The 20,051-nt window shown below is 74.3% G+C and carries 23 protein-coding genes; 10 read left to right on the forward strand and 13 right to left on the reverse strand.

Going from position 1 to position 20,051, the window contains the following annotated elements; translation table 11 throughout:
• Positions 1-57: 57 nt before the first annotated feature.
• Positions 58-813 (forward strand): DedA family protein, encoded by a 756-nt coding sequence (locus tag AC6CH6_RS01545; RefSeq protein ID WP_498253798.1) that lies wholly within the window; start codon positions 58-60, stop codon positions 811-813.
• A 9-nt stretch (positions 814-822) separates the two neighbouring features.
• On the opposite strand, the gene AC6CH6_RS01550 is transcribed toward AC6CH6_RS01545, so the two are convergent.
• Complete coding sequence (locus AC6CH6_RS01550; RefSeq protein ID WP_133411356.1) at positions 823-1,863, reverse strand: magnesium and cobalt transport protein CorA; 1,041 nt, start codon at positions 1,861-1,863, stop codon at positions 823-825.
• A gap of 89 nt (positions 1,864-1,952) precedes the next feature.
• Here AC6CH6_RS01550 and AC6CH6_RS01555 point away from each other — a divergent pair, with 89 nt between their 5' ends.
• Genes AC6CH6_RS01555 through AC6CH6_RS01570 form a run of 4 tightly spaced genes read left to right on the forward strand, consistent with a single transcriptional unit; the run spans position 1,953 to position 5,641 of the window.
• A complete protein-coding gene (locus AC6CH6_RS01555; protein WP_419968330.1) occupies positions 1,953-2,426 on the forward strand; it encodes an NUDIX domain-containing protein in 474 nt (157 codons plus the stop codon).
• Entirely contained in the window at positions 2,423-3,448 is a 1,026-nt protein-coding gene (locus AC6CH6_RS01560; protein ID WP_498253799.1) for a glycine betaine ABC transporter substrate-binding protein, read from the forward strand. Before AC6CH6_RS01555 ends, AC6CH6_RS01560 begins: the two co-directional genes overlap by 4 nt.
• Before the next feature lie 56 nt (positions 3,449-3,504).
• Positions 3,505-4,722: a pyridoxal phosphate-dependent aminotransferase gene (locus AC6CH6_RS01565; protein ID WP_115162875.1), complete on the forward strand. Its 1,218-nt coding sequence runs from the start codon at positions 3,505-3,507 to the stop codon at positions 4,720-4,722.
• Between the two features lie 49 nt (positions 4,723-4,771).
• Complete coding sequence (locus AC6CH6_RS01570) at positions 4,772-5,641, forward strand: PPK2 family polyphosphate kinase (protein ID WP_419968328.1); 870 nt, start codon at positions 4,772-4,774, stop codon at positions 5,639-5,641.
• A 31-nt stretch (positions 5,642-5,672) separates the two neighbouring features.
• On the opposite strand, the gene AC6CH6_RS01575 is transcribed toward AC6CH6_RS01570, so the two are convergent.
• Entirely contained in the window at positions 5,673-5,948 is a 276-nt protein-coding gene (locus tag AC6CH6_RS01575; RefSeq protein ID WP_419968327.1) for an exodeoxyribonuclease VII small subunit, read from the reverse strand.
• Positions 5,949-6,007: 59 nt separating this feature from the next.
• The gene (gene xseA, locus AC6CH6_RS01580; protein ID WP_498253800.1) at positions 6,008-7,309 is read right to left on the reverse strand and encodes an exodeoxyribonuclease VII large subunit; all 1,302 of its coding nucleotides are present in this window, start codon (positions 7,307-7,309) and stop codon (positions 6,008-6,010) included.
• Between the two features lie 65 nt (positions 7,310-7,374).
• Between xseA and AC6CH6_RS01585 the strand changes: the two genes are divergently transcribed.
• Both AC6CH6_RS01585 and AC6CH6_RS01590 read left to right on the forward strand, forming a co-directional pair.
• Positions 7,375-8,343: a hypothetical protein gene (locus AC6CH6_RS01585; RefSeq protein WP_498253801.1), complete on the forward strand. Its 969-nt coding sequence runs from the start codon at positions 7,375-7,377 to the stop codon at positions 8,341-8,343.
• Between the two features lie 10 nt (positions 8,344-8,353).
• Positions 8,354-9,436: a 4-hydroxy-3-methylbut-2-enyl diphosphate reductase gene (locus AC6CH6_RS01590; protein ID WP_498253802.1), complete on the forward strand. Its 1,083-nt coding sequence runs from the start codon at positions 8,354-8,356 to the stop codon at positions 9,434-9,436.
• Between the two features lie 47 nt (positions 9,437-9,483).
• On the opposite strand, the gene AC6CH6_RS01595 is transcribed toward AC6CH6_RS01590, so the two are convergent.
• The 3 genes from AC6CH6_RS01595 to AC6CH6_RS01605 form a co-directional block, all read right to left on the reverse strand.
• Positions 9,484-10,809 carry a DNA recombination protein RmuC gene (locus tag AC6CH6_RS01595; protein ID WP_498253803.1) on the reverse strand — a complete coding sequence of 442 codons (1,326 nt, stop codon included), beginning with the start codon at positions 10,807-10,809 and terminating at the stop codon, positions 9,484-9,486.
• Between the two features lie 77 nt (positions 10,810-10,886).
• Positions 10,887-11,648: an ABC transporter permease gene (locus AC6CH6_RS01600; RefSeq protein ID WP_095651605.1), complete on the reverse strand. Its 762-nt coding sequence runs from the start codon at positions 11,646-11,648 to the stop codon at positions 10,887-10,889.
• 64 nt (positions 11,649-11,712) lie between these two features.
• On the reverse strand, positions 11,713-12,654 hold the full coding sequence (locus AC6CH6_RS01605; RefSeq protein ID WP_498253804.1) for an ABC transporter ATP-binding protein: 942 nt from the start codon (positions 12,652-12,654) through the stop codon (positions 11,713-11,715).
• Positions 12,655-12,780: 126 nt separating this feature from the next.
• Between AC6CH6_RS01605 and ychF the strand changes: the two genes are divergently transcribed.
• Entirely contained in the window at positions 12,781-13,866 is a 1,086-nt protein-coding gene (gene ychF / locus AC6CH6_RS01610) for a redox-regulated ATPase YchF (RefSeq protein WP_144836049.1), read from the forward strand.
• 29 nt (positions 13,867-13,895) lie between these two features.
• Here ychF and arfB read toward each other — a convergent pair whose 3' ends face one another.
• From arfB to AC6CH6_RS01635, 5 genes are all read right to left on the reverse strand, one after another.
• On the reverse strand, positions 13,896-14,336 hold the full coding sequence (arfB, locus tag AC6CH6_RS01615) for an alternative ribosome rescue aminoacyl-tRNA hydrolase ArfB (RefSeq protein WP_498253805.1): 441 nt from the start codon (positions 14,334-14,336) through the stop codon (positions 13,896-13,898).
• 138 nt (positions 14,337-14,474) lie between these two features.
• Positions 14,475-14,903, reverse strand: coding sequence for a hypothetical protein (locus AC6CH6_RS01620; RefSeq protein ID WP_498253806.1), 429 nt, complete (start codon positions 14,901-14,903; stop codon positions 14,475-14,477).
• A gap of 194 nt (positions 14,904-15,097) precedes the next feature.
• Complete coding sequence (locus tag AC6CH6_RS01625; protein ID WP_498253807.1) at positions 15,098-15,391, reverse strand: hypothetical protein; 294 nt, start codon at positions 15,389-15,391, stop codon at positions 15,098-15,100.
• 131 nt (positions 15,392-15,522) lie between these two features.
• A complete protein-coding gene (locus AC6CH6_RS01630; protein ID WP_498253808.1) occupies positions 15,523-15,996 on the reverse strand; it encodes a LapA family protein in 474 nt (157 codons plus the stop codon).
• A 92-nt stretch (positions 15,997-16,088) separates the two neighbouring features.
• Positions 16,089-16,757 carry an alpha/beta hydrolase family protein gene (locus AC6CH6_RS01635; protein ID WP_498253809.1) on the reverse strand — a complete coding sequence of 223 codons (669 nt, stop codon included), beginning with the start codon at positions 16,755-16,757 and terminating at the stop codon, positions 16,089-16,091.
• A gap of 78 nt (positions 16,758-16,835) precedes the next feature.
• On the opposite strand from AC6CH6_RS01635, the gene AC6CH6_RS01640 reads away from it, so the two are divergent.
• A complete protein-coding gene (locus AC6CH6_RS01640; protein ID WP_498253810.1) occupies positions 16,836-17,444 on the forward strand; it encodes a mismatch-specific DNA-glycosylase in 609 nt (202 codons plus the stop codon).
• Positions 17,445-17,468: 24 nt separating this feature from the next.
• Here AC6CH6_RS01640 and zupT read toward each other — a convergent pair whose 3' ends face one another.
• A complete protein-coding gene (zupT, locus tag AC6CH6_RS01645; protein WP_017833388.1) occupies positions 17,469-18,254 on the reverse strand; it encodes a zinc transporter ZupT in 786 nt (261 codons plus the stop codon).
• Positions 18,255-18,330: 76 nt separating this feature from the next.
• On the opposite strand from zupT, the gene AC6CH6_RS01650 reads away from it, so the two are divergent.
• Positions 18,331-19,218 carry an aminoglycoside phosphotransferase family protein gene (locus AC6CH6_RS01650; protein ID WP_498253811.1) on the forward strand — a complete coding sequence of 296 codons (888 nt, stop codon included), beginning with the start codon at positions 18,331-18,333 and terminating at the stop codon, positions 19,216-19,218.
• Positions 19,219-19,240: 22 nt separating this feature from the next.
• Here AC6CH6_RS01650 and AC6CH6_RS01655 read toward each other — a convergent pair whose 3' ends face one another.
• On the reverse strand, positions 19,241-19,993 hold the full coding sequence (locus tag AC6CH6_RS01655; protein ID WP_017833390.1) for a YoaK family protein: 753 nt from the start codon (positions 19,991-19,993) through the stop codon (positions 19,241-19,243).
• Positions 19,994-20,051 lie beyond the last annotated feature (58 nt).

Consider the following 20,051-nt stretch of genomic DNA (forward strand, 5'->3'; position numbering starts at 1 on the left):
AATGGTGGTCGCACCCGCCGGGCCCCCGCCCCGCCCACCGCCCACCGCCGAGGACCCATGACTGCACCCAGCCCCGCTCTGACCGCCGCCCCCGACCTGACCGCCGCCCCGGACGCGGCCGTCCTGGCCGCCCGGATCACCGGGGCCCAGGACTCCGGCGCCGAGACGCTGGGCGGGGTCGCCGACTGGGCCGTCGGCGTCATGGAGGCCATCGGCGCCCCGGGCGCCGGGCTGCTCGTCGCGCTCGAGAACCTCTTCCCGCCGCTGCCGTCCGAGGTGATCCTCCCGCTGGCCGGGTTCACGGCGAGCCAGGGCAGCTTCTCGCTCGGCGGGGCGATCTTCTGGACGACCCTGGGCTCGCTGGTCGGCGCCGTGGCCCTCTACTGGATCGGCGCCGCGCTCGGCCGCCGCCGGCTGCGGGTGATCGTGGACCGGATGCCCCTGGTCGACCTGCACGACCTCGACCGCACCGAGGCGTGGTTCGAGCGGCACGGGAAGGCCGCCGTCTTCTTCGGGCGCATGATCCCCGTATTCCGGTCGCTGATCTCGGTCCCCGCCGGCATCGAGCGGATGTCCTTCGGCGCGTTCGTCCTGCTCACCACGGCGGGCTCCCTGATCTGGAACACCATCTTCGTGCTCGCCGGGTTCTACCTCGGCGAGAACTGGCACGTCGCCGAGCAGTACGCCGGGATCTTCTCCCGGATCGTGGTCGTCACCGTGGCGGTCCTCCTCGCGTGGTGGGTGCTCAAGCGGGTGCTGCGCAACCGCCGGGGCCTGTCCGACTCGGCCCGCCGCGAGCGCGGACAGCTGTGACCACGGCGGTCACAGCCACCGTTTGAACCGGAACACGAAGTACAGCACCACGCCCGTCACGAGCATCAGCCCCAGGGCCATGGGGTAGCCCCACACCCAGGACAGCTCCGGCATGAACCGGAAGTTCATCCCGTACACGGAGCCGATGATCGAGGGCGCGAACAGGATCGCCGCCCAGGACGAGATCCGCTTCATCTGCTCGTTCTGCTCGATCGCGGCCTCGTTCTGCCGGGCGGCGAGCTGCGTGGAGTCCAGCATGAGGGCGTTGGTGAGGGACGCCTGGAAGGACTCGACCTTGTTGTTGACGAAGATCAGGTGGTCCAGGACGTCCCGCAGGCCGTGCTGCAGCTCGCGGGGCGCGCCGGCTCCGGCGAGCTCCTCGAGGAACTGCCGCAGCTCCAGCTCCAGCGGGGCGACCGCCCGGTGGAACGCGCTGACCTCCCGGGTGAGCTGGTAGATGCGCCGGGAGACGACGCCGTCCCCGGAGCCGGAGTACAGGGCGTCCGAGATCTCGTCGATGTCGTTCTCGAGCCCCTCGACCACCGGGTAGTAGTCGTCCACGGTCTGGTCGAGCACCGCGTAGAGGACGGCCTCCGCGCCGGTCACCAGCAGGGCGGGCTGCGACTCCACCCGGGCCCGGACCCGCCCGACCCGCCCGTGCTCGGACTGCCGGACGGTGATCACGAAGCCGGGTCCCGTGACGATGTGGATCTCCCCGAAGTCGACCGTCTCGGTGGCGTCCTGGTAGACGGCGGGGCGCAGCACCGTGAACAGGGTGCTCCCGTAGCGGTCGAGCTTGGGCCGCTGCTCGGCCTGCCGGATGTCCTCCACGGCGAGCTCGTGCAGGCCGAACTGCTCGGCCAGGGAGTCGAGCTCGTCCGCGGAGGGCCGGTACAGGCCGATCCAGACGAGGACGCAGTGCTCCCCGGCCTCGGTGCAGCGGGGGTCCTCGGTCCGCAGCCGGGCGAGCAGCCGGTAGGTCTCCTCGAGCGTGGCGGGGGACGCGATGCGCTGCCCGCCCCGGTAGACGGCGTTGTCGACGATGCTCACGCGCCCATTATCCCCGGGAGCCGATCCACCGGCCCGCCCGCCGCGCGCGCTGTCGGCGCCCCGCCCCGGGCGTTCCTAGAATGGGGGGCATGAGTTTCCCCATGGACACCCGGGTGGGTGCCTACGCCGTGATCGTCCAGGACGGGGCGGTGCTGCTCAGCCACTGGAACCCGCGCCACCCCACGCTGCGGGGGGCGTGGAGCCTGCCCGGCGGCGGCATGGAGATCGGGGAGCAGCCCGCGCAGACCGCGCTGCGGGAGGTGCACGAGGAGACCGGCTTCACCGTGGAGCTCGACCAGCTGCTCGGCGTGCACAGCCGCCACATGGGCGCCGGCGAGCGGCTGGACGGCCGGGACCGGCCCTTCCACGCCCTGCGCGTGATCTACCGCGCCCACATCACCGGCGGGACGCTCACGTCGGAGCAGGACGGCTCCTCCGACGAGGCCCGCTGGTTCCCCCTGGCGGCGCTGCCGCAGCTGCCCCTGGTCAGCCTCGTGCCCGTGGGCCTCGAGCTGGCCGGGCTCGTGGCCGCGGGCCCGGCGGGACCGGGGGAGGGCCGGTGAGCCGCCGTCGCGTCGCCGCGGGCCTGCTCGCCGTCGCCGCGCTCACCGGGTGCGGCGGCGGGGCCCCGGAGCAGCCGCCGACCACCGCGGCGTCCCCCGCCGCGGAGCCGGTCCGGATCGCGGCGGGACCCACCGGGCAGACGGCCGTGCTCGCCCACGTCTACGCCGGGCGGCTGCGGGAGGCGGGCTTCGACGCGAGCGTGGTCGACGCCGGGACCGAGCGCGCCGACTACCTCGGGGCCCTCGAGCGGGGGGAGGTGGAGGTCGCGGCGGACTACTCCGGCAACCTCTACCTGCACCTGCGCGGCCGGGCACCGGTGGGCCCGGCCTCCGCGGCGCCCACGGGCGAGGCGACGCCCACCCCCACGCCGTCCCCGGACGCCGAGGACGGCGGGCTCGCCGAGGACCTCTCCGAGCTGCTGGGACTGGGGGAGGAACGCGCGGACGACGACGACGTGCTGGCCGGGGTGCAGGACGTGCTGCCCGAGGGGCTGCGGACCCTCGAGCCGGCCCCAGCGGAGAACACGGTGGCGGTCGTCGTGACCCGTCCGACCGCCGTGGAGCACGAGCTCACCGACCTGGGGGACCTGGGCCCGGTGTGCGACGAGCTGGCGCTGGGCACCGACCTCGACTTCGCGGGCCGCTCCTACGGCCCGGAGGGACTGGAGGACGCCTACGAGTGCGTGCCCGGCAGGTTCGTGCCGTTCGGCGACCAGGACGACCTCGTGGACGCGCTGCTCGAGGACCGGGTGCAGGCCGCGGCCCTGTTCACGGCCTCGCCCGCCATCGAGGACAACGCCCTCGTGGTCCTGGCCGACCCGCTCAACAACTTCGTCCCGCAGCGGGTGGTCCCCGTGGCCGCCGAGGACCTGCCGGACGCCGCCGCGGACGTCGTCGACGGGGTCTCCGCGCAGATCGGCACCGAGGACCTCGTGCTGATGACCCGGATGACCTCCGCCCGCGACCCGTACACGCCCGAGGAGGCCGCGCGGTACTGGCTCGAGGGCGGCGACGACACCTGATCGGCGCACCGACGGGTGCCCCGGACGGCGCGCACCCCGGGGGTAAGGTGTACCGCATGTCAGTGGTGAAGCAGTCCGACAAGCTCAAGAACGTCCTCTACGACATCCGCGGCCCCGTGCTGGAGCAGGCGGAGCACATGGAGGCGGAGGGCCACCGGATCCTCAAGCTCAACATCGGCAACCCCGCGCCGTTCGGCTTCGAGGCACCCGACGCGATCCTCGTGGACATGATCAAGAACCTGCCCAACGCGCAGGGCTACTCGGACTCCCGCGGCATCTACTCGGCCCGCACGGCCGTGGTGCAGTACTACCAGACGCGCGGGATCATGAACCTCGACACCGACGACGTCTACCTGGGCAACGGCGTCTCCGAGCTCATCACCATGACGCTGCAGGCGCTGTGCAACCCGGGCGACGAGATCCTCATCCCGTCCCCCGACTACCCGCTGTGGACGGCGTCGGTGGCCCTGTCCGGCGGCACCCCCGTGCACTACCGGTGCGACGAGGACAACGACTGGAACCCGGACCTCGAGGACCTCGCGGCGAAGATCACCCCCAACACCAAGGGCATCGTGATCATCAACCCGAACAACCCCACCGGCGCGGTGTACTCCCGCGAGGTGCTGCAGACCATCGTGGACCTCGCCGCGGAGCACGAGCTGATCCTGTTCTCGGACGAGATCTACGAGAAGATCACCTACGACGACGCCGAGATGATCAACACCGCGACCCTCACCGGCGAGGACGTGCTGTGCCTGACCTTCTCCGGGCTCTCCAAGGCCTACCGGGTGGCCGGGTACCGCGCCGGGTGGCTGGCGATCACCGGGCCCAACTGGAAGGCCGAGAGCTTCATCGAGGGCATCAAGCTGCTCGCCAACATGCGCATGTGCGCCAACGTCCCGGCCCAGCACGCGATCCAGACCGCGCTCGGCGGCTACCAGTCCATCAACGACCTCATCCTCCCGGGCGGGCGGCTCAAGGCCCAGCGCGACCTGGCCCACCGGCGGCTCAACGAGATCGACGGCGTGTCCTGCCGGCAGGCCGACGGCGCCCTGTACCTGTTCCCCAAGCTCGACGTGGAGAAGTTCAACATCGTCGACGACGAGAAGTTCGCCCTCGACCTGCTCAAGGAGCAGAAGATCCTCGTCAGCCACGGCCGGGCGTTCAACTGGCCGGAGCCCGACCACTTCCGCCTCGTCACCCTGCCGTCCGTGGAGATGCTGGCCACGGCGCTGGACCGGATCGAGGAGTTCCTCGGCAGCTACCGCCAGTGACCGGCGGGCCGCGCCCCGCGGCCCGCCCCGCACTCCCAGGAGGTCCCGCATGAGCGCATCCGACCAGAGCCCCGGCACCGGGTTCGAGCAGGACGTGCGGCCCCTGCTGCGCGCCCGGCCGGGCCTGTCCCTGGACGCGGTGGACACCGGCTCCACCCCCGGGTTCCGGGGGAAGAAGCAGCAGGGCACCGCGCTGCGGGCCGCCCGGGACGCCGAGCTGTCCCGGCTGCAGCGCCAGATCTACGCCAACGCCACGGTGGGCGCCCGGCACCGGGTGCTGCTCGTGCTGCAGGGCATGGACACCTCCGGGAAGGGCGGCGTCATCCAGCACGTCCTGGGCGGGCTCAGCCCGCACGGCGTGCACACCCACGGCTTCGGCCGGCCCACCGAGGAGGAGGCCGCCCAGCACTTCCTCCAGCGGGTGCGGCGCCAGCTGCCCCGGCCCGGGGTGATCGGCGCGTTCGACCGGTCCCACTACGAGGACGTGCTCGTGCCCGTGGTGCACGACGTGCTCGACGACCGGCAGCTCGAGCGGCGCTACACCGAGATCCGGCACTTCGAGCAGGAGCTCGCCGACGACGGGGTGGTGGTCCTCAAGGTCTTCCTGCACCTGGGCCTGGACGAGCAGCGCGAGAACCTCCTCGCCCGCATGAGCGACCGGACGAAGCAGTGGAAGTTCGACCCCTCGGACCTCGAGGCGCGCAGCCGGTGGGAGACCTACATGGCCGCCTACGAACGGGCCATCGACGCGACCGACGCCGACCACGCGCCCTGGTACGTGGTGCCCACCGACCGGAAGTGGTACGCCCGGGCCGTGGTCCAGGACCTGCTGATCTCCGCGCTCGCGGGCCTGCGGCTCGACTGGCCGGACCCCGGCTACGACGTCGAGGACGCGCGCCGGAGCCTCTCCGAGCTCTGACCCGCGCCACGGCGGGCCGGGCGGGGCCGGCTCAGCCGCGCCCGGTGCCCTCCTCGCCGTCGCCCCCGTCGGCGTCCGCGCGCCGGCTCCGGGCCGCGTCGAGCCGCTCGCGGGCGCCGTCGAGCCACTGCTCGCAGCGGGTGGCGAGGGCCTCGCCGCGCTCCCAGAGCGCGAGGGACTCCTCGAGGGACGTGCCCCCGGCCTCGAGCCGGGAGACGACCTGCACGAGCTCCTCGCGGGCCTGCTCGTAGCCCAGGCCGGCGATGTCGGACAGGTCGGGTGCTGCGGGGTGGTCGGTGCTCGCCATGGGTGGCGCCTCTCGTTCGGAACGGTCGGGGACGGCGGTGGTGCCGGTGCCGCGGTGGGTCAGGGGGAGCCGGGGTGCTCGCCCGGGCGCCGGGCGGAGACGGTCTCGGTGCGCACGCCGAGCTCGCCCGCGGCCAGGCGCACCCCCAGCAGGTCCCCGGCGCGCACGGCGGCGGCGTCGGTGACCACGGCGCCGGAGGCGTCCAGGACCACGGAGTAGCCGCGCTGCAGCGTCTCCTGGGGGGACAGCGCCCGCACGCGGGCGCGCAGGGAGCGCACGGCGTCCCGCTCCCGCAGCGTCCGGGAGTCCACGGCGGACAGCGCCCGGGTGCGCCACCGGTCCACGTCCTCCTCCCGGAGCAGGATCATGTCCTCCGGCTGGGCCAGGACGGGCCGGGTGCGCACGGCGGTCAGACCGGCGGCCTCCCGGTCCAGGAAGCCCCGCACGGCGCGGTCCAGGCCCGCCCGGGCCCGGGCCACCCCGGCGCGCTCCTCGACGACGTCGGGGACGATCCGCTTGCCGGCGTCCGTGGGGGTCGAGGCCCGCAGGTCGGCCACCCAGTCGAGCAGCGGCTGGTCGTTCTCGTGCCCGATGGCGCTGACCACCGGGGTGCGGGCGGCCGCCACGGCGCGGATCAGGGACTCGTCGCTGAAGGCCAGGAGGTCCTCGAAGGAGCCGCCGCCGCGGGCGATCACGATGACGTCCACCTCGGCCATGGCATCGAGCTCGCGCAGCGCCTGGGTCACGGCGCGCACCGCGCCGGAGCCCTGGACCGCGACCTCCCGCACCTCGAAGTCCACGGCCGGCCAGCGCAGGGACGCGTTGCGGATGACGTCCTTCTCGGCGTCGGAGTTGCGCCCCGTGACGAGGCCGACCCGGCGGGGGAGCAGGGGCAGGGGGTGCTTCCGGGCGGCGTCGAAGAGCCCCTCCTCGGCGAGGGCGCGCCGCAGCCGCTCGAGCCGCTCCAGCAGGTCGCCCAGGCCCACCGGGCGGATGCCGCGGCCCAGCATGGACAGCCGGCCGGTCTTGGCCCAGAAGTCCGGTTTCAGCTGGGCGACCACCCGCATCCCCTTCTCCAGGGGACGGTCCAGGTGGGCGGTCTCGTTGGCGAAGAGGGTCACGGGCACGGAGATCTCGGCGTCGACGTCCCGCAGGGTCACGTAGGTGACGCGGGCGCGCCGGTTGAGCTCGATGATCTGTCCCTCGACCCACGTGGGCGCGCAGCGGGCGATGTAGGCGTGCAGGTTTTCGGAGAGCATCCGCAGCGGCCACGGGTTCTCCGGGGTGGTCCGGTCCGCCCGCTGCGGCAGCTCCCGCTCGCCGCCCGCCGGGGCGTCCTGCTGCGGCTCCAGATACGTCATGCCTCATGCTTACCACCCGACGCGGACAGCCGTGCACGCGCTCCGCCCGTGCGTACAGTGGTTCCGTGAGCCTCTCAGCACCCCCCGCCCCCGGACACCGCTCCGCGCCCCGTTCCGCGCATCGCCCCCGACGACGCGCCACGACCGTCCTGCGCACCGGCCTCGGCACCGTCCTCGGCCTCGCCGCCGCGTCCCTCGTGGCGCTGCTCGTGCCCCTGCACTGGGCCCAGGACACCCTGGTCTCCCGCGACGGCTTCACCCGGGTGGTGGGCACCCTCGCCGAGGACCGGCCGTTCCAGGAGGAGCTGGCCCGCACCGCGGTGGGGCAGGTGGCCGACCGGATCGTGGGGGAGCGGGCCACCGGCGTCGGGTTCCTCGACCGGATGCTCGAGGACGCCGCCCGCCGGGCCGCCGACGTCGCCGCGGACCTCACCTCCGACCCCGCCTACCAGCGCGCGTGGACGGAGGCGCTCACCCGCACCCACGAGGCCAACGTCCCCGTGGACGGCACGGTGGAGGAGCCGCCGAAGGACCTCGTGCTGGACATCGCCCCCGTCCTCCAGGAGGTCGACGCCGCCGTGCAGCGGGCCGTCGGCGTGGACGTCGGCCTGGCGGAGCGCGAGAGCCGGATCACCGTCCCGGGATCGAACACCGGGCGCCTGATCGAGGCGGGGACCCGGGTCACCGACCTGGCCGTCCCGCTCACGTGGACCGCCGCGGTGCTCGCCGTGCTCGCGCTGCTCGTGACCCGGCACCGCTTCGCCGTGCTCGCCGTGCTGGGGCTGGGGACCCTGGCCGGACTGGGCGTCGTGTGGCTGCTCGTGGAGCAGGGCGTGCAGCGGGCCTCCGGCATGCTCGGCGGCGACCCCGTGGTCCGGCTCGCCGCCGACCGGGCCGTCCTCCTGCTCACCGGCTCCCTCGGCGAGCAGATGGTCACGGCCGCCTGGGCCGCCGGGATCACGGGCGTCGTGGGCCTCGTCGGGGCCATCCTCGTGTCGGGCGGATCACGGCGCGGGCCCCGCCCCACCGCGTAGCATGGAGGCCATGCCGACCACCGTTGCGCTCTCCATGCCCACCGTCCCCCGTTCCCGGCGCTCGCCGGAGGACGTGGCCGCCGCCGTTCCCGTGGCCGGACCGAAGAAGGTCCTGCTCGCGTCCCCCCGCGGCTACTGCGCCGGCGTCGACCGCGCGGTCATCGCCGTGGAGAAGGCGCTCGAGCACTACGGCGCCCCCGTGTACGTGCGCAAGGAGATCGTGCACAACAAGTTCGTGGTGAGCACCCTCGAGGAGCAGGGCGCCGTGTTCGTCGAGGAGACCGACGAGGTCCCCGAGGGGTCCCTGCTGATCTTCTCCGCCCACGGCGTCTCCCCGGCCGTGGTGGAGTCCGCGAAGTCCCGCGAGCTGCGCACCATCGACGCCACGTGCCCGCTGGTGACCAAGGTCCACCGCGAGGCCGTGCGCTTCGCGAAGAGCGACTACGACATCCTTCTGATCGGCCACGACGGCCACGAGGAGGTCGAGGGCACCGCCGGTGAGGCCCCCGAGCACATCCAGGTGGTGAACAGCCCCGACGAGGTCGGCCAGGTCGTGGTCCGCGACCCGGACAAGGTTGTCTGGCTCTCCCAGACCACCCTCAGCGTGGACGAGACCCTGGAGACCGTGCAGAAGCTGCGCGAGCGCTTCCCCTCCCTGCAGGACCCGCCCAGCGACGACATCTGCTACGCCACCTCCAACCGGCAGACCGCGATCAAGAAGATCGCCCCGGACGCGGACCTCGTGATCGTCGTGGGCTCGGCGAACTCCTCGAACTCCGTGCGGCTCAAGGAGGTCGCCCTCGAGTACGGCGCCCGCCGCGCCGAGCGCGTGGACTTCGCGAACCAGGTGGACGAGTCCTGGTTCGAGGGCGTCGCCACCGTGGGCGTCACCAGCGGCGCCTCCGTGCCGGAGGTCCTCGTCAAGGACGTGCTGCGCCTGCTCGCGGACTACGGCTACGGCGAGGTCGAGGAGGTCGTCACCGCCGAGGAGGACGTGCTGTTCTCCCTCCCCAAGGAGCTGCGCGCCCGGCTCACCGCGGCCGGGGACACCTCCCACCGGCTCGGCGGCCGAGGGGCTCGCCCGACCCGCTGAGCCGCAGGGCCCGCCCCACCCGCTGAGCTGCGGGCGGACCCGTCCGCTCAGCCCGCCGCGCGCTCGTCGAGCTGCCCCGGCACGCCGCCGCCCGGGTCGGTGCGGCCCGGGCGCTCCGCCGTCTCCGGGAGCTGCACCGCCTCCGGCAGCTGCGCCGCCTCGGTGAACTCCGGCGCCGTGAGCGGGCGCGGCGCCACCACGAGCGGACGCGTGGTGAGCCGATCGTCCTCCGCGAGCGTGGGGTCGAGGTCGTTGATCCGCCGGGCCGTGGGGAACACCCGGGTCTCCACGGAGCCCGTCAGCCGGTTGTAGGTCTCCACCGACTTCTGCAACGACCGGCCCATGTCGTCGAGGTGCTTGCCGACCGTGCCCAGCCGCTCGTAGAGCTGGCGGGAGAGGTCGAAGAGCTCCTTGGCGTTCTCCGTGAGCCCGTTCTGCCGCCACGTGAACGCCACGGCCTTGAGCGAGGCGAGCAGCGAGACCGGCGACACGAGCGCCACGTTGCGGCTCGCGGCGTGGTCCAGCAGGGTCGGGTCCGCGTCCAGGGCCGCGGAGAGCGCCGACTCGGCGGGCAGGAAGCACAGCACCAGCTCGGGGGAGGCGTCCCGCGCCTCCCAGTACTTCTTCGAGGCCAGCGCGTCCACGTGCCCGCGCACGGCCTTCGCGTGACCGGCCAGCTGCGCCCGCCGCCCGGCGTCGTCCTCGGCGTCCTGAGCACGCAGGTAGGCGGTCATGGGCGCCTTGGCGTCCAGGACGATGTCGCGGCCCCCCGGCAGGTGCACCACCATGTCCGGGCGGATCGCGCTGCGCTCGCCGTCCGCGGTGGTGCCGTTGGAGGCGACCTGCTCCCGGAAGTCGACGTGCGCGGTCATGCCCGCGGACTCGACCACGCGGCGCAGCTGCACCTCGCCCCACAGGCCGCGCGCGGAGCCCGAGCGCAGCGCGGAGGACAGGGAGGTGGTCGCGGTGCGCAGGTGGTCGCCCACCTCGCGGGTGTGGGCGAGCGCCTGGGTGATGCCCCCGTACTGCTCGGCGCGGTCCCGCTCGAGCGCCGTCACGTGCTCCTCGACCGAGCGCAGCTGGTGGGCCACGGGCGCCAGGGCCCGCAGGACGTTGTTGTCCTGCACGGAGCGGGCGTCGGCGTCCCGCAGCCGGTCCTCGAGCTGGGCGCGCGCCTCGACGGCCGCCGCCCGCTCGGAGGCCAGGTCGACGAGCCGGTCCTGGACGGCGGCGAGCTCAGCCTGGAGCCCGGCTTGCTCCTCCTCCGCCGCCCGGGCGTCCCGGGCGGCTCGGGCCCGCGCCACGGCGGCGCCCAGAAGGGCGCCCACGAGCAGGGCGAGCAGGACGAGGACGACGACGAGGCTGACGGTCATGCCCAGCAGTGTGGCACGCCACCCGGACACCGCACGGCAGCGGCGCTCACCGCCCCGCTCTCCGGAACGTGGCCCGGTCAGCGCCGGACCGTGGTGCGGCGCACGGCGAGCAGCACCACGGCCGCGAAGACCACCGTCCAGAGCCCGGTGTTGAGCAGCAGCGCCCAGAGAGGGTCGGACTCCACCGGCGGTCCGCTGGTCGCCACGACGTCGCCCTCCACGAGCGGATAGCGGGCGAGCCCGGCCAGACCGTAGAGCGGGGTGAAGCGCGCGATGTCGAGCATCACCCCGGTGAGCGGCACGAACAGGTTGCCGAAGAAGCTGAGCACCACGAGCATCCCGGAGGCCGCCCCCACGGCGGACTCGGAGCGGAACAGCAGCCCGGCCGCCAGGCCGTAGAGGGCGAACACCGAGGAGCCGGCCACGACGATCGCCGCGGTGGCCGGCCAGCGCCAGCCGCCCAGCTCGGCACCGGTCAGGGCGCCCACGGCGTAGACCACGAGGACGGGCAGCACGGCCATGGCCAGGGCCACGGCCACCTTGGACAGCACGTACCCGTGCCGCGGCGCCGGGGTGAGCCCGATCTGCCGGCCCCAGCCGCGGGCCTGCTCCACGGCGGCGGAGCCGGCGATCGAGGTGGTCGCGGTGACCGCCCCGTAGACCGCCATCGAGATCATGTTGTACCCGCCGGCGTTGCCGTGGCCCACCGGGAGGTCGGAGAAGTCCCCCAGCGCCGTGAACATCACGTAGAGCACGGCGGGCAGGACCACGATGAAGAAGGTGTTCTCGACCATGCGCACGTTGCGGCGCAGGTCGTGGGCGGCGTAGGCGATGCTCATGGTGCTGGTCCTCCGGGGACGAGGGAGCAGGGACGGGGAGTCGGGACGGGCCGGGCGGGGCCGGTCAGTCGGCGGTGAGGCCCAGGAAGGCCTCCTCGAGTCCGGCGTGGGTGATCTCGAGCTCGCTCGCGGCCGTGGTCGTCAGCAGGTGGCGGGCGATGGCGTCCGTGTCGGGGCCCGTGAGCCGCCGGCGTCCGCCGGCGGGCTCCAGCGCGGTCGCCCCCGGGACGACGACGGGCCCGGGCCCCTCCCAACGGAAGCTGACCACGCGGTGGCCCGCCAGGGCCTGCACCTCGGCGGTGGGGGCATCGGCGACCACCCGCCCGCCCTTGAGCACCACGGTGCGGGCGGCGAACTCCTCGGCCTCGTCGAGGTAGTGGGTGGCGAACACGACCGTCCGGCCGCGCTCCGCCTCGGCGTGCATCGCGGCCCAGAACTCCCGCCGGGCGCCGACGTCCATGCCCGCGGTCGGCTCGTCGAGAACCAGCAGGTCCGGCTCGGGCAGCAGGGCGAGCGCGAAGCGCAGCCGCTGCTGCTCGCCGCCCGAGCACTTGGAGACCTTGCGCCGCGCGAACCCGGCGGCCCCCGCCCGGCCCAGGGCCTCGTCCACGGGCAGCGGGTCCCGGTGCAGCGTCGCGACCATAGCGACCGTCTCGCGCACGGACAGGTCGTCGAGCAGCCCCCCGGTCTGCAGGACCGCGCCGATCCGCCCTGCCCGCACGCTCTCGCGCGGGGCGGCGCCGAGGGTGCGCACGGTGCCGTCGTCGGGGTCGGTGAAGCCCAGGACCATGTCGAGGAGGGTGGTCTTCCCGGCGCCGTTGGGCCCGAGCAGCGCGACGACCTCGCCGCGCTCGATGCGCATGCTCACGCCGTCCACGGCGCGGACGCGCTGCTCGCCGCGCCCGAAGCCCTTGTGGACGCCGGAGACGTCGACGGCCGGGGAACCGGCCGTCGGGTCGGCGGGGCCCGTGTGCGGCGAGATGCGGGAGGTCGGGGAGGACGTCATGCTCCGACTCTGCTCCACCGCGCGCCGTCCCGGAAGCCCCTCGGGCCACGACACGCCCACGACCTCGGCCACGGGCCCCGGGGGCGGCACGGCGTGCCGGCCCCGTGCCCGGTAGGATGGTCTCCCGTGGCTCTTACTATCGGAATCGTCGGACTGCCCAACGTCGGCAAGTCCACCCTGTTCAACGCGCTGACCCGCAACACCGTCCTGGCGGCGAACTACCCGTTCGCGACCATCGAGCCGAACATCGGCGTGGTCAACCTGCCGGACCCGCGGCTGGACCGGCTCGCGGAGATCCACGGCTCGGACCGGATCCTGCCCGCGACCGTGTCCTTCGTGGACATCGCCGGCATCGTCAAGGGCGCGTCCGAGGGGGAGGGCCTGGGCAACCAGTTCCTCGCCAACATCCGCGAGGCGCACGCGATCGCCCAGGTGGTCCGCGCCTTCGACGACCCGGACGTCATCCACGTCGACGGCGAGATCAACCCCGCCTCGGACATGGAGACCATCAACACCGAGCTGATCCTGGCCGACCTGCAGACCCTCGAGAACGCGATCCCGCGCCTCGAGAAGCAGGTCAAGATCAAGAAGGCCGATCCCGCCAAGCTCGCCGCCATGCAGCAGGCGCAGACGATCCTCGAGCGCGGGGACACCATCTTCGGGGCGGCCGAGAAGGAGAAGCTGGACGTCGACCAGCTGCGCGACCTCAGCCTGCTCACCGCCAAGCCGTTCATCTACGTCTTCAACGCCGACGACGGGGTGCTCGGCGACGAGGCCAAGCAGCAGGAGCTGCGCGAGCTCGTGGCGCCCGCCGACGCCGTCTTCCTCGACGCGAAGCTCGAGTCCGAACTCGTGGAGCTCGACGAGGAGGAGGCCAAGGAGATGCTGGAGATGTCCGGCCAGGACGAGGCCGGTCTCGACAAGCTCGCCCGCACGGGGTTCCACACCCTCGGGCTGCAGACCTATCTCACCGCCGGGCCCAAGGAGTCCCGCGCCTGGACCATCCCCGTGGGCGCCACCGCCCCGCAGGCCGCCGGCGTCATCCACACCGACTTCGAGCGCGGCTTCATCAAGGCCGAGATCGTCTCCTTCGAGGACCTCGACGCCGCCGGCTCCATGGCCGACGCGAAGGCCGCCGGCAAGGTCCGGATCGAGGGCAAGGACTACGTCATGCGCGACGGCGACGTGGTGGAGTTCCGCTTCAACGTCTGAGCCCGGCGGGTGCTCCGCGCCGGCGCAGGCTACTCCGGCCCGGGGCGCCTGCGGTTCTGCTTGGTCTCGGAGCGCCGGCGTTTTCCTTCGAGCCGACGACGGCGCGAGCCGTGGGTGGGTCGCGTCGCTCGCCGGACCACCGGCGGAACCACGGCACCGCGCAGGAGTGCGGCGAGACGCTGTCTCGCCGCACTCCTGTTCTGCCGCTGGGAGCGGTGCTCGGCGGCGCTGACGGTCAGCACCGTGCCCGAGAGCCTGCCGGCGAGCTGATCGAGGGCGCGTGCGCGCTGCACGTCGCTCAGGGCCGTCGTCGTGGCCAGGTCGAGAGAGAGCTGCACCCGGGAGTCGGTGGTGTTGACGCCCTGGCCGCCCGGCCCGGAGGCGTGGGAGAACTGCTCGACCAGTTCACCCGCCGGCACCTTGAGGCCGCGGGGCGCGCCGGGGCCCGGGGGCACGTGCAGATCGTCCACACGACGATTGTCCCGCACCGGCGACGCGACACATTCCGTTCGGTCTCGGTGGGGGATCTTCGGCCGCTCGGGCGGGGTCTGTGGCCGGGTGCTGTCCTCAGGCGCGAGGGCTGCTCGACGCGGCCCGGCACGTCCTGACTACTGCCCGAGGGGCTCACCGGTGATGCTGTCGACGGTGCCGTTCTCGATGCCCTCGCACTGCGACACCCCGGCCGGTGTGACGGGTTCGTAGTGGATGCAGAAGGCGTCGTAGTAGGGCATGCCGTCCTGCCAGGCCGCGTAGGCCTCGTCGTAGGTGAAGTCCTGGTCCGGCAGCGCCCCGGGCATGGGCGGCGGGGTGGCCCCGGGGGTCGTCGACGGGGTCGGCGAGGCCGGCTGCGTCGCCTCCGCGGTGCCGGTGGCCCCGGTCGTCGGGGAGGACGAGGCGGTGGGCGGCGCGTCGGGCTCGTCGGTCCCGCCGCTGTCGGGGGTGGTGCACCCGGTGACCAGGGCCAGGGACAGGGCGACCAGTCCCAGGCGCCCGAAGGCCGACTTCTGGCGGACGTTCTGCGGGGGGTTCGGTGACATGGCCGTCTCTCCGGTGGGGGCGGGGGATCCGTTCATCACTTTAGGGAATGCGGAGCGGTCCGCCCGGATGCGACTCGCACGCGGTGCGGCAGGTCATTCCTCCAGTCGCGGAGAAGACCTCCGACCGCGACGTCGAGGCGTTCTCGACGTCGCGGTCGGAGGTCTTCGTCGTGCCGGCGGACCGAACCGGGCCTTTACCGCGGGGTCTCGGCGGCGTCCTCGGGCGGTGCTGCCGCCTCGAGGTAGTCCTCGACGTCCACGAGCACGGCGGGGCCGGACTGCGCCGCCTGCAGCGCGACGGCGAGGCTCGCCACGTCGTCGTCGTCCAGGGGCTGGTCGGGCAGGTCCACGGCGTAGCGCGCCTCGCCGTCGACCAGCACGGGCGTGATCTGGGCGGTGCCGCTGGTGAGGTCGACGACGGTCGCGGGGGCGACCACCTCGAGGGCCTCGGGGGCCGGGCGGTCGTCGGGGAGTGCGGGGGAGCTCATGGGAACCGTCCTGTCGTTCGGGGTGCTGTCAGGCTACTGCCTGTTGCCGCCCGCGCAATGGGCCGACCCGGTACTGACGTCATGAGACACCCGCCGGCGACCGACGGCGACCGCCGAGGCGGCGGCGGGGGTCAGCGCAGGGCGCGCTTGATGTCGGCGCGCTCCTTCTCGAGCTTGCGCACCCGGTGGCCCAGCTTGAAGAGCCGGACGGAGCCGACGAGACCCATGATGAGGGCGCCGGCGACCGCCGCGAGCAGCATGGCGACGCCGAGGGGGAGGCTGAACTGCCAGCCCAGGTAGTTGAAGTCCGCCGGGACGTTGTTCTGCAGGATGAAGACCAGCAGCAGGATCAGGATCAGCAGGCCGAGGATCAGGGCCGTCCACGCGGCGCCCGAGACGCCCTGCTTCTGATGCCCGTCCAGGGCGGGGTCCGTGGCCGTCTGCGGCCGGACGGCCGGCTCCCGGCCGGGCGCCGGCCGGTCCGCGGCAGACGCGTCGGCGGCGGACGCGTCGGCGGCGGACGCGTCCGCGGCGGGGGTCCGCGGCTCGTCCCCGGGGGCGGGATCGGGCCGGAGCGGGTCGGAGGATGCTGGGGTGCGGGCCATGACGGTTCTCTCCCTGGTCGCGGACGGGTCGCGGTGACCCTGTGCTTCTCACGGTAGTCCCGGTCGGCGCGCCGTTGAAGTCCCGCCGGTGCTCAGCGGGTCGTGCGCGTCCGCCGGAGGAAGCGGCGCACCTCGGCGGCGACCAGCGCGAGCGTGTCCTCCTGGCTCACGGGCCCGGACCGGCGGACCGCCAGGGCGTGGTCGGCGCCCTCCACCGGGACGACGTCGACGGCCGGCGCGCCGTCCGCGGCAACCGCGACCTCGTCCGCGGAGCCGAAGGCGTCCCGCGTGCCCTGCAGCACGAGCACGGGGACCGTGGGCCGCAGCAGCTCCTCGGCGCGCGAGCGCTCCGGGCGTCCCGGCGGGTGCAGAGGGAAGGCCAGGCAGACGACGGCGGACGCGCCCACGGCGGCGGCCGTCCGGCACGCCACCCGGGCCCCGGCGCTGCGGCCCCCGACGACCAGGGGCAGTCCGTCCGCGAGGCCGGTCACGGCCGGCGCGGCGGCCAGCCACCCGGTGTCGAGGGCGGCCGGACGGGGAGCGATCCTCCGGCCGGCGAGCACCCACGGCTGCTCGTGGCGCACGACCGTGACGCCGTGGAGGGGGAGGTCGTCGGCGAGGGCGGTGAGGTCCGGGGCGCCGGCGCCCCCGCCCGCGCCGTGCCCGAGCCACAGCAGCGCGACGGGGTGCTCGGCGGGGGAGACCAGCAGGCGTCCCGGCCCGCTCTCGGTGGGCACGGTGAGCTCGGTCGGTCGGGGCATGGCCTCCACGGTAGCCCGGCGGGCGCCCGCGGCCGGCCCGTGGTGCCCAGCGGCGGGGGCGCGGCCTAGCATGAGGTCATGGCCTCCCCGAACGCGACCGGCGGCGCCCGGCCGAGCCGGGCGGACCTGGAGGCCGCCCGGGGCGCCACCCTGCCCGACCTGCTCGGCCCGGACGTGCGGCTGCTGATCTGCGGCATCAACCCGAGCCTGTGGGCCGCGGCCACGCAGGCGCACTTCGCCCGGCCCGGCAACCGTTTCTGGCCGGCCCTGCACGACGCCGGGCTCACCGGCCGGCTCGTGGACTGCGCGGCCGGGATGAGCGCGGAGGACCGGGAGCACGTCCTGGGCCGGGGTCTCGGCATCACGAACCTGGTCCCCCGGGCCACCGCCCGGGCCGACGAGCTGGACCCCGCCGAGTTCGTGGCCGGCCGGGAGCGGCTGGCCGAGCTCGTCGCCGGGCTGCGCCCCGCCGTCGTCGCGGTCGCCGGGGTCACCGCCTACCGGCACGCCTTCGCGGACCCGGGAGCCCGGCTCGGGCGCCAGGACCGGGAACTGGCCGGGGCGCAGCTGTGGGCGCTGCCGAGCCCCAGCGGGCTCAACGCCCACGCGTCCCGGGCGAGCCTCGCCGCCGCGTTCGCCGAGGCCGGGCGGGCGGCGGGCCTCCCGGCCGCCCCGACACCGCCGTGACCCGGCCCGGGCGCCGCGTCCGCCTCAGACGAACAGCAGCAGGCTCACGGCCATGACCGCCATCCCGGCGACCAGCCCGTAGACCGACAGGTGGTGCTCGCCGTACTCCTGGGCCGTGGGCAGCAGCTTGTCCAGGGAGATGAAGACCATGATCCCGGCCACGCCCGCGAACACGACGCCGAAGAGGACGTCGTCGAGGAAGGGCAGCAGGACGAGGTAGCCGAGCACCCCGCCGACGGGCTCCGCCAGACCCGAGAGGAACGCCCAGCGGAACGCCCTCCGGCGGCTGCCCGTGGCGTGGTGGATGGGCACCGCCACGGAGATCCCCTCCGGGATGTTGTGCAGCGCGATGGCCACGACCACCGGGATCGCCACGGACGGCTCCTGCATCGCGGCCACGAAGGTCGCGAAGCCCTCCGGGAAGTTGTGGATCGCGATGGCCACCGCGGTCATCGTCCCCATCCGCAGGAGCCGGCGCTGCCGTCCGGCGTCGTCGTGCGGGTACTCGTGGGGGTTGACGCGCGTGGGCACCAGCCGGTCGATCACCGCGATCAGGAGGATCCCCGCGAAGAACCCGCCGGCGGTGGCCCACGCCCCCGAGCGCTCCCCGAGCTCCGCGACCAGGGCCACCTGGGCCTTGACGAAGATCTCGATCATGGACACGTAGATCATCACCCCGGCCGAGAAGCCGAGGCTCACCGCGAGGAACTTGGCATCGGTCCGCCGGGTGACCAGGGCCAGGAACGCGCCCACACCCGTGGCCAGCCCCGCGAACAGCGTCAGGCCGAAGGCGAACAGCAGCTCGTTCACGACCGGGTCGGCTCCGTTCCTGGGCGGGGGTGGGCGCTCGCAGTCTAGCGAACGGCGGGTGCGCCAGAATGGTCCGGTGACGACCTCCTCCGCGCGTGCCCCGGGTGCCGGCGGCCGCCCGGCGGGTGTCCCCGCCGGGCTCGCCGACCGGTACACCGCCGCGTGGGAGCTGGTGCCCGACGGGCGGGCGCGGGACGACGGCGGGGCCCTGGTCCTGCCGGTGCGCACCCGCGCCGGGGAGCCGGCCCTGCTGCGGCTCTCCCCGCCGCGGCCCGGCGCCGAGCACGAGCACCTGGCCCTGCGCGTGTGGGCCGGGCGCGGGGCCGTGCGGCTGCTCCGGGCGGAGCCGGCCGACCGGGCGCTGCTGCTCGAGCGCACCGCCGACCGGGACCTGCACGAGCTGCCGGTGCTCGAGGCCTGCCGCGTGCTCGGCGAGCTGACCCGGGTCCTCGCCCGGCCGCCGCGGCCCCCGTTCCCGCGCCTGTCGGAGACGGCCTGGCGGTGGCAGGCGGAGCTGGAGGGGGCCGTGGACCTGGACGTCCGGTTCCCGCGCCGCTTCCGGCTCCAGGCCGTCAGGAGCCTCGAGCGGCTCCGGCGCGACGAGCTGGACGCGGCGCTCGTGCACCAGGACCTGCACCACGGCGCCGTCCGTGCGTCGGTGCGCGCCCCGTGGCTGGCCGTCGGGGCCGACGCGGTGGTCGGCACCCCGGAGTTCGCGCTGGTCCCCGCCCTGTGGCACCGCACGGAGGAGGCCGGTCACGGCGGGGCCCTGGCCGCGGCCCTGGCGGACCGGATGGAGGCGCTCGCCCTGGCGGCCGGCGCCGACGAGGAGCGCCTCCGGGCCTGGACGCTCGTCCGGTGCGCCGTGGCGGCCCGGGACGAGGCGCGCCGCCCCACCGGCGCCCCGCACCGCGAGGTCGGCCGGCTGGTCCAGCTGTGCAAGGCCGTGCAGCGGGGCGCCTGAGGCACCGTCCTGGCGCCCGGGCTCAGGAGGTGGGGGAGCGGCGGAAGCCCAGGTCCGCGGCGAGCGGGCGCCACGCCGCCACGAGCAGGGTGAGCGCGGTGGGCACGAGGACCGGGAAGCCCGCGGCCAGGTAGCCCAGGGCGCCGAGCACCCCGCCGGCGAAGAACAGCCCCACGAGCGCGGCCAGCAGCCTGAGCTTCCCGGCGTCGCCGGTCACGGGGTCCGCGTCCGCGAGCCGGTTGCGGTAGAGGAACTTGCCGAGCTCGATGCCGATGTCCGTGACCATGCCCGTCACGTGGGTCGTGCGGATCTGGGCGCCCGAGATCTTGGTGATCACCGCGTTCTGCAGGCCCATGGTGAACGCGAGCACCGGGACGAACAGCAGGTCCCGGTGCGCCCAGGTCAGGCTCTCGGCCAGCAGGCCGAAGACGAGCATGAGCAGGCCCTCGAGCAGCAGGACGTTGGCGTAGCGGCTGTGCAGCCCGCGGCGCCGCGCCCAGTTGAACATCAGCGCGCAGCACGCGGCCCCGGCCGTGAAGGCGAGGACGGCCAGGACGCCGACCGCCACGAGCCGCAGGTCGCCCAGCACGAGGTGGTCGGCGACCATCGCGGTGAGCCCCGTCATGTGGGAGGTGTACACGGCCACGGCCACGAAGCCCACGGAGTTGAGCACCCCGGCCACCAGGGCGAGCAGGTAGGCGAGGTGCCGGTTGAGCGCGGGCGTGCGGCGGGGTCCCGCGACGTTGAGCAGATAGCGGTCGATCCGGGCCCTCATGCCGCGAGCCTAGTCCGGGGAGCCCGCCGGGCGGCGTCACGGGGCCCGCGCTGCCGCC

The organism is Kocuria sp. GQ42 (assembly GCF_059758435.1).

What these genes read in the sequence shown, in the direction of transcription:
- AC6CH6_RS01655 (WP_017833390.1), bottom strand. Translation starts at nt 19,993, where the DNA reads ATGAGGGCCCGGATCGACCGCTATCTGCTCAACGTCGCGGGACCCCGC.
- AC6CH6_RS01630 (WP_498253808.1), bottom strand. Translation starts at nt 15,996, where the DNA reads ATGGCCCGCACCCCAGCATCCTCCGACCCGCTCCGGCCCGATCCCGCC.
- AC6CH6_RS01595 (WP_498253803.1), bottom strand. Translation starts at nt 10,809, where the DNA reads ATGACCGTCAGCCTCGTCGTCGTCCTCGTCCTGCTCGCCCTGCTCGTG.
- AC6CH6_RS01545 (WP_498253798.1), top strand. Translation starts at nt 58, where the DNA reads ATGACTGCACCCAGCCCCGCTCTGACCGCCGCCCCCGACCTGACCGCC.
- xseA (WP_498253800.1), bottom strand. Translation starts at nt 7,309, where the DNA reads ATGACGTATCTGGAGCCGCAGCAGGACGCCCCGGCGGGCGGCGAGCGG.
- AC6CH6_RS01565 (WP_115162875.1), top strand. Translation starts at nt 3,505, where the DNA reads ATGTCAGTGGTGAAGCAGTCCGACAAGCTCAAGAACGTCCTCTACGAC.
- AC6CH6_RS01575 (WP_419968327.1), bottom strand. Translation starts at nt 5,948, where the DNA reads ATGGCGAGCACCGACCACCCCGCAGCACCCGACCTGTCCGACATCGCC.
- AC6CH6_RS01590 (WP_498253802.1), top strand. Translation starts at nt 8,354, where the DNA reads ATGCCGACCACCGTTGCGCTCTCCATGCCCACCGTCCCCCGTTCCCGG.
- AC6CH6_RS01570 (WP_419968328.1), top strand. Translation starts at nt 4,772, where the DNA reads ATGAGCGCATCCGACCAGAGCCCCGGCACCGGGTTCGAGCAGGACGTG.
- AC6CH6_RS01635 (WP_498253809.1), bottom strand. Translation starts at nt 16,757, where the DNA reads ATGCCCCGACCGACCGAGCTCACCGTGCCCACCGAGAGCGGGCCGGGA.
- AC6CH6_RS01620 (WP_498253806.1), bottom strand. Translation starts at nt 14,903, where the DNA reads ATGTCACCGAACCCCCCGCAGAACGTCCGCCAGAAGTCGGCCTTCGGG.
- AC6CH6_RS01605 (WP_498253804.1), bottom strand. Translation starts at nt 12,654, where the DNA reads ATGACGTCCTCCCCGACCTCCCGCATCTCGCCGCACACGGGCCCCGCC.
- AC6CH6_RS01640 (WP_498253810.1), top strand. Translation starts at nt 16,836, where the DNA reads ATGGCCTCCCCGAACGCGACCGGCGGCGCCCGGCCGAGCCGGGCGGAC.
- AC6CH6_RS01555 (WP_419968330.1), top strand. Translation starts at nt 1,953, where the DNA reads ATGAGTTTCCCCATGGACACCCGGGTGGGTGCCTACGCCGTGATCGTC.
- AC6CH6_RS01625 (WP_498253807.1), bottom strand. Translation starts at nt 15,391, where the DNA reads ATGAGCTCCCCCGCACTCCCCGACGACCGCCCGGCCCCCGAGGCCCTC.
- AC6CH6_RS01600 (WP_095651605.1), bottom strand. Translation starts at nt 11,648, where the DNA reads ATGAGCATCGCCTACGCCGCCCACGACCTGCGCCGCAACGTGCGCATG.